The following is a 14,291-nucleotide window of genomic DNA, read 5'->3' as shown; positions in this document are numbered from 1 at the left end:
GCTAAGCTGCGGCGATGAGCCCGACAACGCCAGAGATCGAACACTGCATAGCGGACCTGCTCAAGCGCAGGGCCGAGGCATCGTCCATCTGTCCGTCGGACGCCGCGCGCGCATTGGGCGGCGATGGCGATGCGTGGCGCGACCTGATGCCGGCGATCAGGAACACCGCCGCGCGCATGGCGCGTCAGGGGTACATCGTCATCACCCAGGGCGAAACCACGCTGGACCCCGACGATATCGACCACGGCCCGATCCGCCTGCGGCGCGGGCCATCGTTCGCGGATATCCCGGCGCCCCGCGTGAAAACGCGGGCTCCGGGCTAGACGTTCATTTCTTTTTTTTCGCCTGGTCGCGATGCCATTTGATCGCGAAGAACATGCCCGTGCCGAACACGAGAACCTTGAAGGTGATGAAGACTATCGGTACCCAATCCATGATTTCGAGCGCTTCCAGGCCAGGATTTCTTGTTTTTTATTGGCCGCAATGATAACAGTCCGAGACCGCGTCCATGCCGGCGCGCGGGTCAACCAGCCATCCATGCCTTCCCACGATGAAACCCTTGCTCCTGGTCCTTGTATTCCTGTCCGAAGAACATCGCGCCCTGATGGCGGAAAGTTTCGAGATGATCTACGCGCCCAATGAAAACCTGGGCGCGGATCGTGGCAACGGTGACGCCCAGATCGCCGCGCGCGGGCAGGACATCCGCGTGGTGCTGACGAATGGCACCAATGGGCTGCTGGCGACGGAAATCGCCGCGCTGCCCCGCTTGGAGCTGATCTGCACCCTGGGCGTCGGTTACGAAAACATCGACCTGGCGGCTGCCAGCGCACGCGGCATCCCGGTGTGCAACGCGGCAGGCAGCAATGCCAATGCCGTCGCCGACCACGCCATGGCGATACTGCTGGCAGCCGTGCGCCGCATTCCCTTCCTGAACGCGGGCGTGCGCAAGGGGCTGTGGCGCGACGACATCCCGCGTCCGCCGCAAGTGTCCGGCCGTCGCATGGGCATCTTCGGCCTGGGCGCCATCGGCAAGGCCGTGGCCAGGCGGGCCGCGGGCTTCGATATGGAAATCGGCTATCACAGCCGAACGCGCAACGACGCTACCGGGTATCGCTGGTTCGACGACCTGGCCAGCCTGGCCGCCTGGTGCGACTTCCTGGTCATCGCGGCGCCGGGTGGCCAGGCCACTTACCATGCGGTCGACCGACAGGTCCTGGAAGCGCTGGGGCCCGACGGCGTGCTGGTCAACGTCGCGCGCGGGACGCTGGTGGACACGGATGCCGTGGCCGACGCCCTGCGGCACAAGCGCATCTGGGCGGCCGCGCTGGACGTCTACGAGAACGAGCCCGCGCCGCCCGCGCCCCTGCTCGAATTCGAAAACGCCGTGATCACCCCGCATGTCGGCGGCGCCTCGCCGCAGGCGATCCATGCGTTGGTGGTGCGCTTCCTGGAAAACGCCGAGGCGCACTTCGCCGGCAAGCCGCCGCTCTCCCGGGTGAACTGAGGTGCGATGGCATCCATCGATGCCATCACTGATAACCGACGATATTCATCATTTCTGCCATTCAGGCACAACGTTTAGTCTTCGCTCCGACACCCCCCTGACACGATACGAGAGGTCCTTCAGGCCTCCGCGCGGGAGACAATATGTCGGCGCCGAACCCTTCCACGTCGTCCCTGGACGCACTGCCGCTGGGACGCAGTGCAAGCACGCCCTGGCTGCAACTGGCCCTGGGCATGATCGCGATGCTGGCGATCTCCAGCCCGCAATACGTATGGGCGCTGTTCGTGCAGCCCATGCAGGCCACGCTCAGCGTCTCGCTGTCCGCGCTGCAGGTGACCTTCGCGCTTTTCAGCATTTTCCAGTGCGGCATCGGGCCCCTCCACGGCGAATTGGCGGCCCGCGTGTCCTCGCGCACCATCGTCATGCTGGGCGGGCTGCTGGTCGGACTCAGCTGGGTCAGCTCCGCCTACGTGACCTCGCTGCCGGTGCTGTACGTCACCTATGGCGTCCTGTCGGGGATAGGCACCGGCTGGGTCTACGTGGCCGTCGTCGAACTGATGGTGCAGTGGTTCCCCCGGCGCCGCGGCTTTGCCGTCGGCATGGTGGCGGGCTGCTACGGCCTGGGAGCCATCGTCACCACCTTTCCGATCGCGGCGAGCCTGCGCGATAGCGGCCTGCGCGACACGCTGGTCATGTTCGGCATCGCCCTGGCGGCCATCATCACCCTGTCGGCATTGGGCATGAAGCGCGTCGACGCGTCCTCGCAGCGGCAGCACCCCGAGCTGGTGGCGCCGGCCGCCGGGCCGATCGGCTACACGCCCCGGCAGATGCTGCGCACGCCGCTGTTCTGGCTGATGTTCGCCATCATGGCGATGGTGGCGACCGGCGGCCTGATGGCGATCTCGCAATTGGGCGCCCTGGCCTCCCATTTCGGCATCACGTCCGGCACCCTGGTGCTGGGCATGGCCGCGCTGCCGCTGGCCCTGACGCTGGATCGCGCCGCGAATGGCCTGACCCGCCCCTTCTTCGGCTGGGTATCGGACCGGATCGGCCGCGAACCCACCATGCTGCTGGCCTTCCTGCTGGAAGCGCTTTCCATTTACCTGCTGTTGAAGCTGGGCACCAACCCGGTGGCCTTCGTGGTCCTGTCCGCGGTGGTGTTCTTCGGCTGGGGCGAGATCTATTCGCTGTTTCCTTCGCTGCAGGCGGACGTCTTCGGCACGCGCCACGCGGCGCGCAACTTCGGCTACCTGCTGATCGCCACCGCGGTCGGCTCGGTGCTGGGCGGGCCGATCGCCGCCCTGCTCTTCGAAAAAACCCGCTCCTGGGATATCGTTTTCCACTGCATCATCGCGCTGGACGTCGCCGCCGCCCTGCTCGCCATCCTGGTCCTCAAGCCGATGCGCGTGCGCTGGATCGAGGCCGCGCGGCGCGATGGACATCTATGAACCCGAAACACGCACAGGGAGACCTCATGTCACAGCCCGACCCGCTGCAACTTACCCGCACCGTGCTCGAACGGGTCGCCAAGGCGCCCGATCCGCGCTTTCGGGTGCTGATGACGACGCTGGTCACCAAGCTGCACGAGTTCATCCGCGAGGTCGACCTGACCCCCGAGGAATGGATGGCGGCGATCGAGTTCCTGACGGCCACCGGCAAGACCTGTACCGACAAGCGGCAGGAATTCATCCTGTTGTCGGATACGCTGGGCGCTTCCATGCAGGTGGTCATGCTGGCGCAGGCCAGGGCTTCGGCGGCGGCGCCGGACGGCATGCAGGCCACGCCGGCCACCGAGGCGACCGTGCAAGGCCCGTATTACTGGGAAGGCGCGCCGGAACGCGAACTGGGCAGCAACATCGCCGAGGGCGTGCGCGGCGAACCCGCCTACTACCATGGCCGCGTCACCGATGTCTCGGGCCAGCCCATGGCCGGCGTGCTGCTGGACGTGTGGTCAGGCGACGGTGAAGGCGTCTACGACATGCAGATCGAGGGCCAGGCCGAGATGCTGGCACGCGCGCGCCTGCGCACGGACGCCGAAGGCCGCTATTCCTTCTGGTCCATCCGTCCCAGCTATTACCCCATCCCCATGGATGGGCCGGTCGGCAGGATGGTGTCGGGCATCGGCCAGCATCCCAACCGGCCCGGGCATATCCATTTCAAGGTATCGGCGCCGGGACACGTGGACATCACCACGCACATCTTCGTCGCGAACAGCCCATACATCGAATCCGACGTGGTGTACGGCGTGCGCGACAGCCTGATCGTCGAATTCCAGCCGCACGGGCCAGGGCGGGCGCCGGATGGGCGCGAGATGAAGACGCCCTACTGGACGGCCGAATACGACTTCCGCCTGTCGCCCGCGCGCGCAACCTGAATTCGGCTCAAGTTGGCGGCAAACCGATTTCAAGTTGTATCGCATATAAATCGGGGTCTGCGTTTTCTTCATATTTCGGCATCATTTCCCGGAGTTTCCATGTCCCTGCTGCTTCCCACCACGCTGGTCGGCTCGTATGCCCAGCCCGATTGGCTCATCGACCGCAAGCGCCTCGGCGACCGCTTCCCGCCGCGCGTGCGCGCCAAGGAACTGTGGCGCGTCGCCCCCGAGTGGCTGGAGCAGGCGCAGGACGACGCCACCCTGCTGGCGATCCGCGACCAGGAAGACGCCGGCCTGGACATCATCACCGACGGCGAAATGCGGCGCGAAAGCTATTCGAACCGCTTCGCCACCGCGCTGGAAGGCGTGGACATCGACAACCCCGGCACGGCGCTGGACCGCAGCGGCCACCCCAACCCGGTACCGCGCGTGGTCGGCAAGATCCGCCGCAAGCACGCCGTGCAGGTGCGCGACGTCGAATTCCTGCGCGCCCACACCCGCCGCCAGATCAAGATCACGGTGCCCGGCCCCTTCACCATGGCGCAGCAGGCGCAGAACGACTTCTACGGTTCGGAAGCGGAGCTGGCCCATGACTATGCCGAGGCCGTGAACGCGGAAATCCGCGACCTGTTCGCCGCCGGCGCGGACGTCGTGCAGATCGACGAACCTTATATGCAGGCGCGTCCGGAAAAGGCGCGCGAGTTCGGCGTCGAAGTCCTGAACCACGCCCTGCAAGGCGTCGAAGGCAAGACGGCGGTGCATATCTGCTTCGGCTATGCGGCGGTGATCCATGCGCGCCCGGCCGGCTATTCCTTCCTGCCCGAGCTGTGCGGCTGCTCGGCCCACCAGATCTCGATCGAAACGGCGCAATCCAAGCTGGACTGCGCCGTGCTGGAAACGCTGCCGAACAAGCAGATCATGCTGGGCGTGCTGGATCTGTCGACCAACGAGATCGAAACCCCGGAAGTCGTCGCCGCCCGTATCCGCCGCGCGTTTCCGCACGTGCCGCCCGAACGCATCATCGTGGCGCCCGACTGCGGCTTGAAGTACCTGCCGCGCGAAGTCGCCTTCGGCAAGATGAAGGCCATGGCCGATGGCGCCAGGCTCGTTCGCGAAGAACTGGCGGGTGGCAACTGACATGTTCCGCACCCGCTTGCTCGCGCCCCTGGGGGCGCTTCTCGCCCTGGCCACCGCGCTGACGCCTGCCCACGCCCAGCCCGATTTCCCCAACCATCCCATTACCATCATCGTACCGGTGCCGCCCGGCGGCATCGTCGACCTGGCGGCGCGCCTGACCACGGAGCAGATGGGGACCAGACTGGGTCAACCCGTCATCATCGACAATCGCGCCGGTGCCAGCGGCAACATCGCCTATGCGCTGGTGGCCGCGGCCCGTCCCGACGGCTATACCCTGCTGGCCTCGTATTCCATGTACCACGCCGGCAATCCCTCGATGTTCAATGGCCTGCGCTGGAACGCGGAGTCCTTCAAGCCGGTCGGGATGGTGGCGGTATCGCCGCACGTGGTGACGGTGCATCCCTCGCTGCCCGTGCACAACCTGAAGGAGCTGGTCGCCTACGCCAAGGCGCACCCGGGCGAGATCAACTATGCGTCGCAGGGCAGCGGTTCGGTGCCGCACGTGGGCACCGAGCTGTTCAAGCAGATGACCGGCACCGATATGGTCCATGTGCCCTACAAGGGCTCGGGCCCGGCCATCCAGGACGTACTGTCGGGCCGCGTGCAGTTGTTCATCACCACCCCGCCTTCGGTCATCGGCCATATCCAGAACGGCCGCCTGCGTGCCATCGCGATTGCCGGCGCGGCGCGCCACCCCATGCTGCCCGACGTCCCGACCGCCGCGGAAGAAGGCTTCCCCGGCTTCGAGCTCGATGCATGGGTGGCCCTGTTCGCCCCGGCCGGCACGCCCGACGCGGTGATCGAAAAGATCAGCGCCGCGCTGGGCAAGGGACTGCAGGAGCCTGCCGTCATCAAGACCGCCGAGGAAGCCGGCGTGCGGGTCAATTACCAGAACCCGCAACAACTGGGCGAGACCGTCGCCCGGGACACCGCGCATTGGTCGCAGGTGATCAAGTCGGCGAATATCACGGTGAATTGAGTCCCCGAGATTGATCCCCCGAACCTGGCCGGCGCGATGACCGCGCTGGCCAGGGCATGCTCAGGCATGCGTGTTGCTGTGCCCTGCCATCGCGTTCAATCACATGGCGATGGCACGCATGCTCGATATCAGCAATTCCTGCCCCGATTGCCTGCGCCCCGGCGCGGCCCTGGCGCCGCCGGCCAATCTCGATGCCTTGTGCGAGGCCGCGGGCCGCAGCCGCGGCGCCGCCGACATCGACGGCATCTTCCAGACTCTCGCCTGCGCGCTGACCCATACCGTACCCTTTCCCGGCAGCGGCGACACCTTGGCCCGCTGGCGCATCCTGGCCGACGTCGGGCGCCACAGCCTGCCGCTGGCCAAGCTGGTCGAAGGCCATCTCGACGCGGTGGCCATCCTGCATGAATTGCATCATTGGCACGAAGTCCAGCCGCCGGACGTCTGGGCCACCTGGTGTGCCGAGCCCCCCGGCATGCGGGTGACCGCCGCCGCGGACGATGCCGATGGCCGGCGCGTGCGCCTGTCCGGCATCAAGCCCTGGTGCTCCGGCGCGGCCGCCGTCACGCGCGCCTTGATCAGCGTCTGGAATTCGCAAGGCGAGGCCTGCCTGGCGGCGGTGCGGATGGACGATGCGGGCGTGCGGATCAGCGACCAGGGCTGGCAGGCGGTCGGCATGGGGCCGACGGATAGCGTGGACGTCGAGTTTCGCGACGCCCGCGCGGTGCTGGTCGGCGCGCCGGGCGCCTACGTGGAGCGTCCCGGCTTCATGCATGGCGCGGCCGGCGTGGCGGCCTGCTGGTACGGCGCGGCCGCCGCCTTGGCCGATGCCCTGCGGCGCGGCGTGCGGCGCCGTCCGGACGACGCGCATGCGCTGGCCCACCTGGGCGCGGTCGATGTCATGCTGGCGCAGGCAGGCCTGCAACTGCGCGACTGCGCGCGAGCCATCGACGAGGCACCGCGGCGATCGCACGCGTGCGCCGTGCGGCGCGCCCGGCTGGCCGTCGAACAGGCCGCGTTGGCCGTGCTGGAACGCGCCCCGCGCGCGCTCGGCCCGGCGCCCTTCTGCAAGGACGTGACCCTGGCTGGCCTGCTGGCCGACCTGCCCATCTACCTGCGGCAGAGCCATGCGGAACGCGACCTGGCGGCGCATGGCCTGGCGCTGCTCCAGACGTCGGAGGATGCCACGCCATGGATGCTCTGAGCGACCGTTTGATCCATGGCGCGGGCACGCCGGAAGCGCAATGGCGCGACTGGCTCGATCGCCGTTCGCTGCGGCAGGGTCGCGCGGCGGATCTCGTGCGGTCGGGCGGCACGCTGCATATCGTCGCGCCTCATCCCGACGACGAGATCCTGGGTTGCGGCGGCATTATGCGCGAGGCCTACCTGGATGGCGTACAGCTATGCATCTGGGCGATCACTCATGGCGAGCATAGCCATCCCGGCTCGGCGCTCTGGGACCCGCCCGCCCTGGCGCAGGAGCGCCTGCGCGAAAGCATGCGGGCCCTGGCGCTGATCGCGCCGGGCACCCCCAGGCATCCGCTCGGCATCCCGGATGGCGGCGTGACCGACTTCGAGGATGACATCGCGGCGCGCATCGCCCGGTCCGTCGGGCCGCGCGACACGGTCATCGCGCCTTGGCGGTGGGACGGCCATCCGGATCACGAAGCCGCGTCGCGCGCGGCGCTTCGCGCCGCCAAGTCGCGCGGCGGCCGCTTCCTGGAAGCGCCGATATGGGCGTGGCATTGGATGGCGCCCGAAACCGGCGCATTTCCCACCGATCAGGCCCTGGCCGTGCGCGTGAGCGCGGACGCGATGGTCCTGAGGCGGCGCGCCGTGATGTGCTTTCGCTCCCAGCTGCAGGCGGACCCCTCCACCGGCAAGCCGCCCGTGCTGACCGCCGCCATGCTGGAAAGGCTGGAGCGGCCCTACGAAGTGCTGATCGAATGAACCACTTCGAAGCGCTGTACCGGCAGTCTGCCGATCCCTGGGACGTGCGCACGTCGTGGTACGAGCAGCGCAAGCGTGCCGTGCTGCTGGCCGCGCTGCCGCGGCAACGCTATGGCCGCATCCTGGAACTCGGTTGCGGCAACGGCGAAATGACGCGCCAGCTGGCCCGTCGGACCGGGTCGCTGATCGCGGTCGACGGATCCGAAACGGCCATGGCGCTCTGCATGGAAAGCATGGGGAAAGACGGCCTGGACCATGTGCGCGGTCACGTGGGCCGGCTGCCCGGCGACTGGCCGCTGCAGCCCGATGAGGCCTGCGACCTGATCGTGGTGTCGGAGCTCGCGTACTACATCCCGGCGGACGACATGGACGGGTTCCTGCAACGCTGCCGCGCGGCGCTGGCGCCCGGCGGCGAATGGGTCATGTGCCACTACACCGGGGATTTCGACGACCGCCTGCATCGCACGGACGCACTGCATGCGTGCATCGACGCGCTGGGAGGGCTGGTGCGCGTCCTGCGCCATGAGGACGAACGTTTTCAACTCGATATCTGGCGAAAACCGGAAAAGGATGAGCGATGATCGGCGTCTGCGTACCCGCGCACAACGAGGAGGCGACCGTGAGCGCCTGCCTGGCCTCCATACACGCGGCGGCCCTGCATCCGGAATTGCGCAAGGAGCCGGTGATCGTCGCGCTGGTGCTCGACAGCTGCGCGGATCGCACCGCCGAATACGCCGCATCCTGGCGTGTGGCGCAGTTGCGCGTGGACTGTCGCAACGTCGGCCGGGCGCGCGCCATCGGCGCCGAATTCCTGATCGCGGCGGGCGCCAGGTGGCTGGCCTTCACCGACGCCGACACGACGGTGTCGCCGTCCTGGCTCGTGGACCAGCTCGCGCTGGACGCCGCGGCGGTATGCGGCACGGTGGGCGTGGCGGATTGGTCGGCGCATGGCGCGCAGGCGCTTGCCGCCCGATGGCATTTCCAATCCAACTACCGGGACCGCGATGGCCATCGGCATATCCACGGCGCCAATCTCGGAATCGACAGCGCGGCCTATCTGCGCGCCGGCGGCTTCCGGTCGCTGAGCTGCCATGAGGACCGCGACCTGGTCGAACGGCTCGAACGCGCGGGCGAAGCCATCGCCTGGAGCGCGCGGCCGCGCGTATGGACCAGCGCCCGTCCCTACTCCCGGGTCGATGAAGGTTTCGCCGCCGCCCTGCGTGCGGGCTGGGACAGCACCGAAAAGGCGGCGTAATCCTTTCCGCGATGAATTTCTTCGCGAAGGCGCGCATACTCGATGGCACGCGTCCGGCGTCACGCGCCGGTTGTCCCCGTCGCCGCAGAGGTGGAACAATGAAAACGTCACACCCAGACCGCCAGGACCCAACCAGCCGCGGCCGCCGAGGCTTCATCAAGCGGGCCGGCGCCGGCATCGCGGCCGCCACGCTGCCGCTGCCTGGAGGTCATGCCCGGGCGGCCCCCGCGGGCGCATCGCCCGAGACCGCCGGAGAAGGCCCGATGGCGCATTGGACCAGCACCAGCCCTGCCCTGACCCGCGCCTTCGCGCCGGTTTTCGACGAACGCGACGATGGCGACCTGCCCGTCCAGGGCGAGATCCCGGCCGGGCTGAGCGGCGTATTCATGCGCAATGGGCCCAATCCGGCTTTCGAGCCCGCGGCGCACTACGCCTATCCTTTCGACGGCACCGGCATGGTCCATGCCATCTATCTCGATGGGGGCCGCGCCCGTTATCGCAATCGCTGGGTGGCGACGAAGGAGCTGACCGAAGAGCGAGCGGCCGGACACCGCATCTACAACACGTCCTTCGGCCCGCCGCCGCACGCCAATCTGGCCAATACCAACATCGTGCACCACGCCGGACGTTACCTCGCCTTGTACGAAGGCGGCGCGCCCTACGAGATGGACCGTGAACTGGCCACTGTCGGCGCGTTCGACTATGGCGGGGCGCTGCCGCGCTTCATGTCGGCCCATCCCAAGGCGGACCCTCAGACGGGCGAACTGCTGTCCGTGGAGTACGACCTGCACACCAGCATGATGCGTTATCTGCGCGCCGACCGGAGCGGCCAACTGGACCGACGCGTGGCATTCTCGTCGCCGTGGCCCGCCATCGTCCATGACGTCGCCATCACCGAACGGTATGTCGTCGCCGTGGTGGCGCCGCTGGTTTTCGACATGTCGGGCAAGGGGCCGCCCGCGCAGTGGGAACCGGACCGGGGTACCCGCATCGCGCTGATCCCGCGCGATGCGGTCGACAGCAAGGACATCAAGTGGGTGCCCGGCCCGCCCTTCTTCAACTGGCATACGGTGAACGCATATGAAGAAGGCGGCCGCATCGAGCTGGTCGTGCCCTGGTACGACGCTTTCTCCTTGACCGCCCCGTCCAAGCGCCTGGAGCTGCATCGGTTGACGATAGACGTCGACAGCAAGCAGGTGGACGACCGGGCGCTCGACGACCAGGCCTGCGAATTCGGCCGCATCAATGATGCCTGCGTCGGCCGCCGCGCGCGCTACGGCTACGTGGGACTGCGCGCCGCCTATCCGGCTCACCCGCCGCAGATAGGCGCTTTCGAGGCGTTCGCCCGCTACGACCTGGACACCGGCGAAAAAGTGGTGCACCGCTTCCCGCCAGGCCAGACGGTCTGCGAGCCGGTTTTCGTCGCCGATCCCGCCGGTGGAGGCGAAGCGGACGGCTACATCCTGAGCTTCGTCCATGTCGAAGGCGACGAGCGCGGGCATTTCGTTATCCTGGACGCCCGCAACCTGGCGGCGGAACCGGTTGCCACGGTGATGCTACCCCGGCGCGTCCCGGCCGGGCTGCATGGGAGCTGGACACCGGTGTGAGCCATGGCTCGATTCAGGAAGATGGTGCCCCCAGCCACATGCCCAGCTCCTCGCGCATCGTGTCGATGAAGGCGCGCAGCCGGCGTGGTTGCAGGCGGCTGGCGGGATAGACCAGCGAAAGCGGCAGCGCGCTGGCCCGCCATTGCGGGGCGAGTTGGCGCAGCCGGCCTTCGCGCAGGTCTTCCTCGAATATCCAGGTCGACGCCACGGCGACGCCCAGGCCCAGGATGGCGGCGCTGCGCAGGGCGTAGAGGCTGTCGGTGGACATGCGCGCCTGGAACGGCACGCGCACCGTTTCGCCGGTGACCGTGTGGCTCAGCGCGACTTCATCGCGGTAGAAGGTGCGCAAGGCCAGCCAGGGCAGCCCTGCCAACTGGCGCGGGTCGTCGGGCACGACGCCGTCGGGCAGCAGTCCGGGCGCGGCGACGATGATCCGCGGGACGTCGCCCAGCTTGATCGCCACCACCGACTCGTCGGCGACCTCGCCCACGCGGATCGCGCAATCGACGCCGTCGGCGACGAAATCCGGCATGTGGTCGTGCAGCAGCCATTCCACCCGCATGCCGGGGTAACGCTCCATATACGTGGCCAGCGGCCGCACGAAACGCTGCTGGCCGAAGGCATGGGCGACCACGACGCGCAAGGTGCCGACCGGCTGCTGGCCTGCCCCGCGCACCTCGCTGTCGAACGCCTGCCAGGAGGCGATCAGTTCTTCGGCACGGTCATAGCAGCGGCGGCCGTCTTCGGTCAGCTGCATGCCGTGGGTGGATCGCTGGATCAGCCGTACCCCGACGGCGCGCTCCAGCGCCTGCAGGCGGCGGCTGACCGTCGGCTGCGTGGCGCCCAGTTGTTCGGCGGCGGCGCTGAGGCTGCCGGCGTTGACGATGCGCACGAAGGTATCGATCAAGGTGAGCCGGTCAGAGCCGCCCTTGTCGGCGGCGTCCGGCGTGCGGGTCGGCGGCGGGATCCGGGTCTTGGGTAGACGGGCCATGGGTCGGTGGTCGATGGGGGCGATAGAAGGCGGGCGCAGTTATGCATATGACGTATAACCGATGTACGGTATCGCCGTCTACCAACGGCCTTCCCCGGAGGCCACAATGCCGTACCGCACCATTTACCGGACACCACCATGACTGCCATTCCATCCGCGCATGAAAGCGACACCCGGCCCATGTCGGGCACGCTCCTGCTGCTGCTCGCCGTCGCCGCCGGCCTGAGCGTCGCGTCGCTGTACTACGTCCAGCCCATGCTGGGCGTCCTGGCGCCGGCGATCGGCGCCAGCGACAGGAGCGTGGGCTTCCTGCCGACCCTGACCCAGCTGGGTTACGCCGCCGGCATCCTGTTCCTGGCGCCGCTGGGCGACCGCTACGACAGAAAGAAGATCATCCTGGTCAAGGCCGTCATCCTGAGCCTGGCCCTGTTGTCCAGCGGCGTCGCGCCATCGATCGCCGCGCTGCTGGCCGCGAGCTTCATCATCGGGTTGTCCGCCACCATGGCGCAGGACATCGTCCCCGCGGCCGCCCATCTGGCCCAACCCGCGCAACGGGGCAAGACCGTCGGCACGGTCATGACCGGCCTGCTGCTGGGCATACTGATGTCGCGCGTGATCAGCGGCATCGTCGCCGAGCATTTCGGCTGGCGCGCGATGTTCTACGTGGCCGCCGCGGCCGTGCTGTTGCTCGGCCTGACCTTGTGGCGCGGCCTGCCGGCCTTCGCGCCGACGACGCGCCTGCCCTACGCCGCGCTGCTGCGCTCCGTCGGCGAGCTCTGGCGCAAGCATCCGACCCTGCGCCTGGCCACCTTGTCGCAAGGCCTGCTGTCGCTCGCGTTCAGCGCCTTCTGGTCGACGCTGGCCATCATGCTGCATGGCGAGCCGTTCAATATGGGACCCGGCGTGGCGGGCGCGTTCGGTATCGCGGGCGCCGTGGGTGCGTTGGCCGCGCCCTTGGCGGGACGCATGGCCGATCGCCGCGGCCCGGCCATGGTCAGCCGCGTGGGCGCGGGACTGACCACGCTGTCCTTCGCGGCGATGGCGGTCATGCCGATGCTGCCGCCCACCGGCGCCCTGTGGCTGCTGGGCGCGAGCACCGTCGGCTTCGACCTGGGCATCCAGATCGCGCTGATCTCGCACCAGACCATCGTCTACGGCATCGACCACGCCGCGCGCAGCCGGCTCAACGCGGTGCTGATGGTGGGCGTATTCGTCGGCATGGCGCTGGGGGGCGCGCTCGCCAGCATGGCGCTGGCGAACTTCGGCTGGACCGGCGTCACTTTCGTGGCCACGGCCGCCGCCCTGCTGGCACTGGTGCTCAGGCTGCGGGCGGGCGCCGCGGTCCGGCTCAGTCCTGCTTGACCGAATAGCGTTCCAGCCAATGCGCGTAAGGCGCCGGCAGCGTCCACGAAGGACGGTCGACGCCCAATGCGCGGGCGGCATGGTAAGGCCAATGCGGATTGGCCAGGTGGGCCCGCCCGACCATGACCAGGTCCAGCTGCCCATTCCTGACGGCGCCATCGGCCAGGGCCGGCGTATCGATGCCCCAGGCCGACGAAACGGGAAGATCCGCTTCACGGCGCACACGCTCCGCATACGGCAACAGCAGCCCCGGCGCCCAGGGGATGTTCGCGGTGGGCGTCGAAAAGCCCATCGTGACGCTCAGCATATCCAGGCCTTCGCGCTTGAAGTTGCGCACCAGCTCGATGGACTCCGCGAGGGTTTCCTCGTCGCGGCCGTCGAACTCGATGACGCCGAAGCGCGCGGTCAGCGGCAGGTTTTCCGGCCAGACCTTGCGCACGGCGGCCAGGGTCTCGAGCAGGAAGCGGCTGCGGTTTTCCAGGCTGCCGCCGTATTGGTCGTCGCGCTGGTTCGAATGCGGCGAGAAAAAACTTTGGCCCAGATAGCCATGCGCGAAGTGCAGTTCCAGCCACTCGAAGCCGGCGTCGCGCGCGCGGCGGGCGGCGGCGACGAAGTCCTGGCGCACGCGGGCGATGTCGTCCAGCGTCATGGCGCGCGGCACCTTGGGCAGCCCGCCGCCGAAAGCGATGGCCGACGGCGCGATCGTCTGCCAGCCGCGCGGATCGCCTTCCGGAATGTGATCGTCGCCTTCCCAGGGGCGGTTGGCGCTGGCCTTGCGGCCGGCGTGGGCGATCTGGATGCCGGGAACGGCGCCCGCGGCCTTGATCGAGGCCGCCACCGCCGCGAAGGCCTGGGCCTGCTCGTCGTTCCAGATGCCGGTGCATCCGGGCGTGATGCGGCCTTCCGGCGAGACCGCCGTCGCCTCGACGATGACCAGTCCGGCGCCGCCGCGCGCGATACCCGCCAGGTGCACGCGGTGCCAGTCATTGATCAGGCCGTCTTCGGCGCTGTATTGGCACATGGGCGGGACGGCGACGCGGTTGCGCAGCGTGACGTCTTTGAGCTTGAAGGGAGTGAATAGCGAGGACATTCCGTCGGATTCCGTGGGTGAGCGTGGTCGGATAACGGCGTTATA

Annotated in this window: 14 protein-coding genes; 12 read left to right on the top strand and 2 right to left on the bottom strand. The window is 68.2% G+C overall.

Annotated elements, in window-relative coordinates:
- The first annotated feature begins 14 nt into the window (after positions 1–14).
- From CAL26_RS13445 to CAL26_RS13390, 11 genes are all read left to right on the top strand, one after another.
- Positions 15–323 carry a DUF3253 domain-containing protein gene (locus CAL26_RS13445; RefSeq protein WP_094847411.1) on the top strand — a complete coding sequence of 103 codons (309 nt, stop codon included), beginning with the start codon at positions 15–17 and terminating at the stop codon, positions 321–323.
- Between the two features lie 227 nt (positions 324–550).
- On the top strand, positions 551–1,504 hold the full coding sequence (locus CAL26_RS13435; protein WP_094847409.1) for a 2-hydroxyacid dehydrogenase: 954 nt from the start codon (positions 551–553) through the stop codon (positions 1,502–1,504).
- A 143-nt stretch (positions 1,505–1,647) separates the two neighbouring features.
- Positions 1,648–2,952, top strand: coding sequence for an oxalate/formate MFS antiporter (oxlT, locus tag CAL26_RS13430; RefSeq protein WP_094847408.1), 1,305 nt, complete (start codon positions 1,648–1,650; stop codon positions 2,950–2,952).
- 26 nt (positions 2,953–2,978) lie between these two features.
- Positions 2,979–3,878 carry a dioxygenase family protein gene (locus tag CAL26_RS13425; protein ID WP_094847407.1) on the top strand — a complete coding sequence of 300 codons (900 nt, stop codon included), beginning with the start codon at positions 2,979–2,981 and terminating at the stop codon, positions 3,876–3,878.
- A 99-nt stretch (positions 3,879–3,977) separates the two neighbouring features.
- Positions 3,978–5,015: a uroporphyrinogen decarboxylase family protein gene (locus tag CAL26_RS13420; RefSeq protein ID WP_094847406.1), complete on the top strand. Its 1,038-nt coding sequence runs from the start codon at positions 3,978–3,980 to the stop codon at positions 5,013–5,015.
- A gap of 1 nt (position 5,016) precedes the next feature.
- On the top strand, positions 5,017–5,994 hold the full coding sequence (locus CAL26_RS13415; protein ID WP_094847405.1) for a Bug family tripartite tricarboxylate transporter substrate binding protein: 978 nt from the start codon (positions 5,017–5,019) through the stop codon (positions 5,992–5,994).
- A 118-nt stretch (positions 5,995–6,112) separates the two neighbouring features.
- Positions 6,113–7,195 carry an acyl-CoA/acyl-ACP dehydrogenase gene (locus CAL26_RS13410; protein ID WP_094849856.1) on the top strand — a complete coding sequence of 361 codons (1,083 nt, stop codon included), beginning with the start codon at positions 6,113–6,115 and terminating at the stop codon, positions 7,193–7,195.
- A complete protein-coding gene (locus CAL26_RS13405; RefSeq protein WP_094847404.1) occupies positions 7,183–7,941 on the top strand; it encodes a PIG-L deacetylase family protein in 759 nt (252 codons plus the stop codon). The genes CAL26_RS13410 and CAL26_RS13405 overlap by 13 nt, the downstream gene beginning before the upstream one ends.
- A complete protein-coding gene (locus CAL26_RS13400) occupies positions 7,938–8,522 on the top strand; it encodes a class I SAM-dependent DNA methyltransferase (RefSeq protein WP_094847403.1) in 585 nt (194 codons plus the stop codon). Before CAL26_RS13405 ends, CAL26_RS13400 begins: the two co-directional genes overlap by 4 nt.
- Positions 8,519–9,196, top strand: a complete 678-nt coding sequence (locus CAL26_RS13395; protein ID WP_094847402.1) for a glycosyltransferase — start codon at positions 8,519–8,521, stop codon at positions 9,194–9,196. The genes CAL26_RS13400 and CAL26_RS13395 overlap by 4 nt, the downstream gene beginning before the upstream one ends.
- 98 nt (positions 9,197–9,294) lie before the next feature.
- Positions 9,295–10,803 carry a carotenoid oxygenase family protein gene (locus tag CAL26_RS13390; RefSeq protein ID WP_179283353.1) on the top strand — a complete coding sequence of 503 codons (1,509 nt, stop codon included), beginning with the start codon at positions 9,295–9,297 and terminating at the stop codon, positions 10,801–10,803.
- A 13-nt stretch (positions 10,804–10,816) separates the two neighbouring features.
- On the opposite strand, the gene CAL26_RS13385 is transcribed toward CAL26_RS13390, so the two are convergent.
- Entirely contained in the window at positions 10,817–11,794 is a 978-nt protein-coding gene (locus CAL26_RS13385) for a LysR family transcriptional regulator (protein ID WP_094847400.1), read from the bottom strand.
- A 138-nt stretch (positions 11,795–11,932) separates the two neighbouring features.
- Between CAL26_RS13385 and CAL26_RS13380 the strand changes: the two genes are divergently transcribed.
- Positions 11,933–13,156, top strand: coding sequence for an MFS transporter (locus CAL26_RS13380; protein ID WP_094847399.1), 1,224 nt, complete (start codon positions 11,933–11,935; stop codon positions 13,154–13,156).
- On the opposite strand, the gene CAL26_RS13375 is transcribed toward CAL26_RS13380, so the two are convergent.
- On the bottom strand, positions 13,143–14,246 hold the full coding sequence (locus CAL26_RS13375; protein WP_094847398.1) for an NADH:flavin oxidoreductase/NADH oxidase: 1,104 nt from the start codon (positions 14,244–14,246) through the stop codon (positions 13,143–13,145). The two genes, CAL26_RS13380 and CAL26_RS13375, sit on opposite strands and share 14 nt — an antisense overlap.
- Positions 14,247–14,291 lie beyond the last annotated feature (45 nt).

This window comes from Bordetella genomosp. 9 (assembly GCF_002261425.1).
In the GTDB taxonomy this organism is placed as follows: domain Bacteria; phylum Pseudomonadota; class Gammaproteobacteria; order Burkholderiales; family Burkholderiaceae_B; genus Bordetella_C.
The sequence above is the reverse complement of the archived record's forward strand: the minus strand, read 5'-3'. Positions and strand labels throughout refer to the sequence as shown.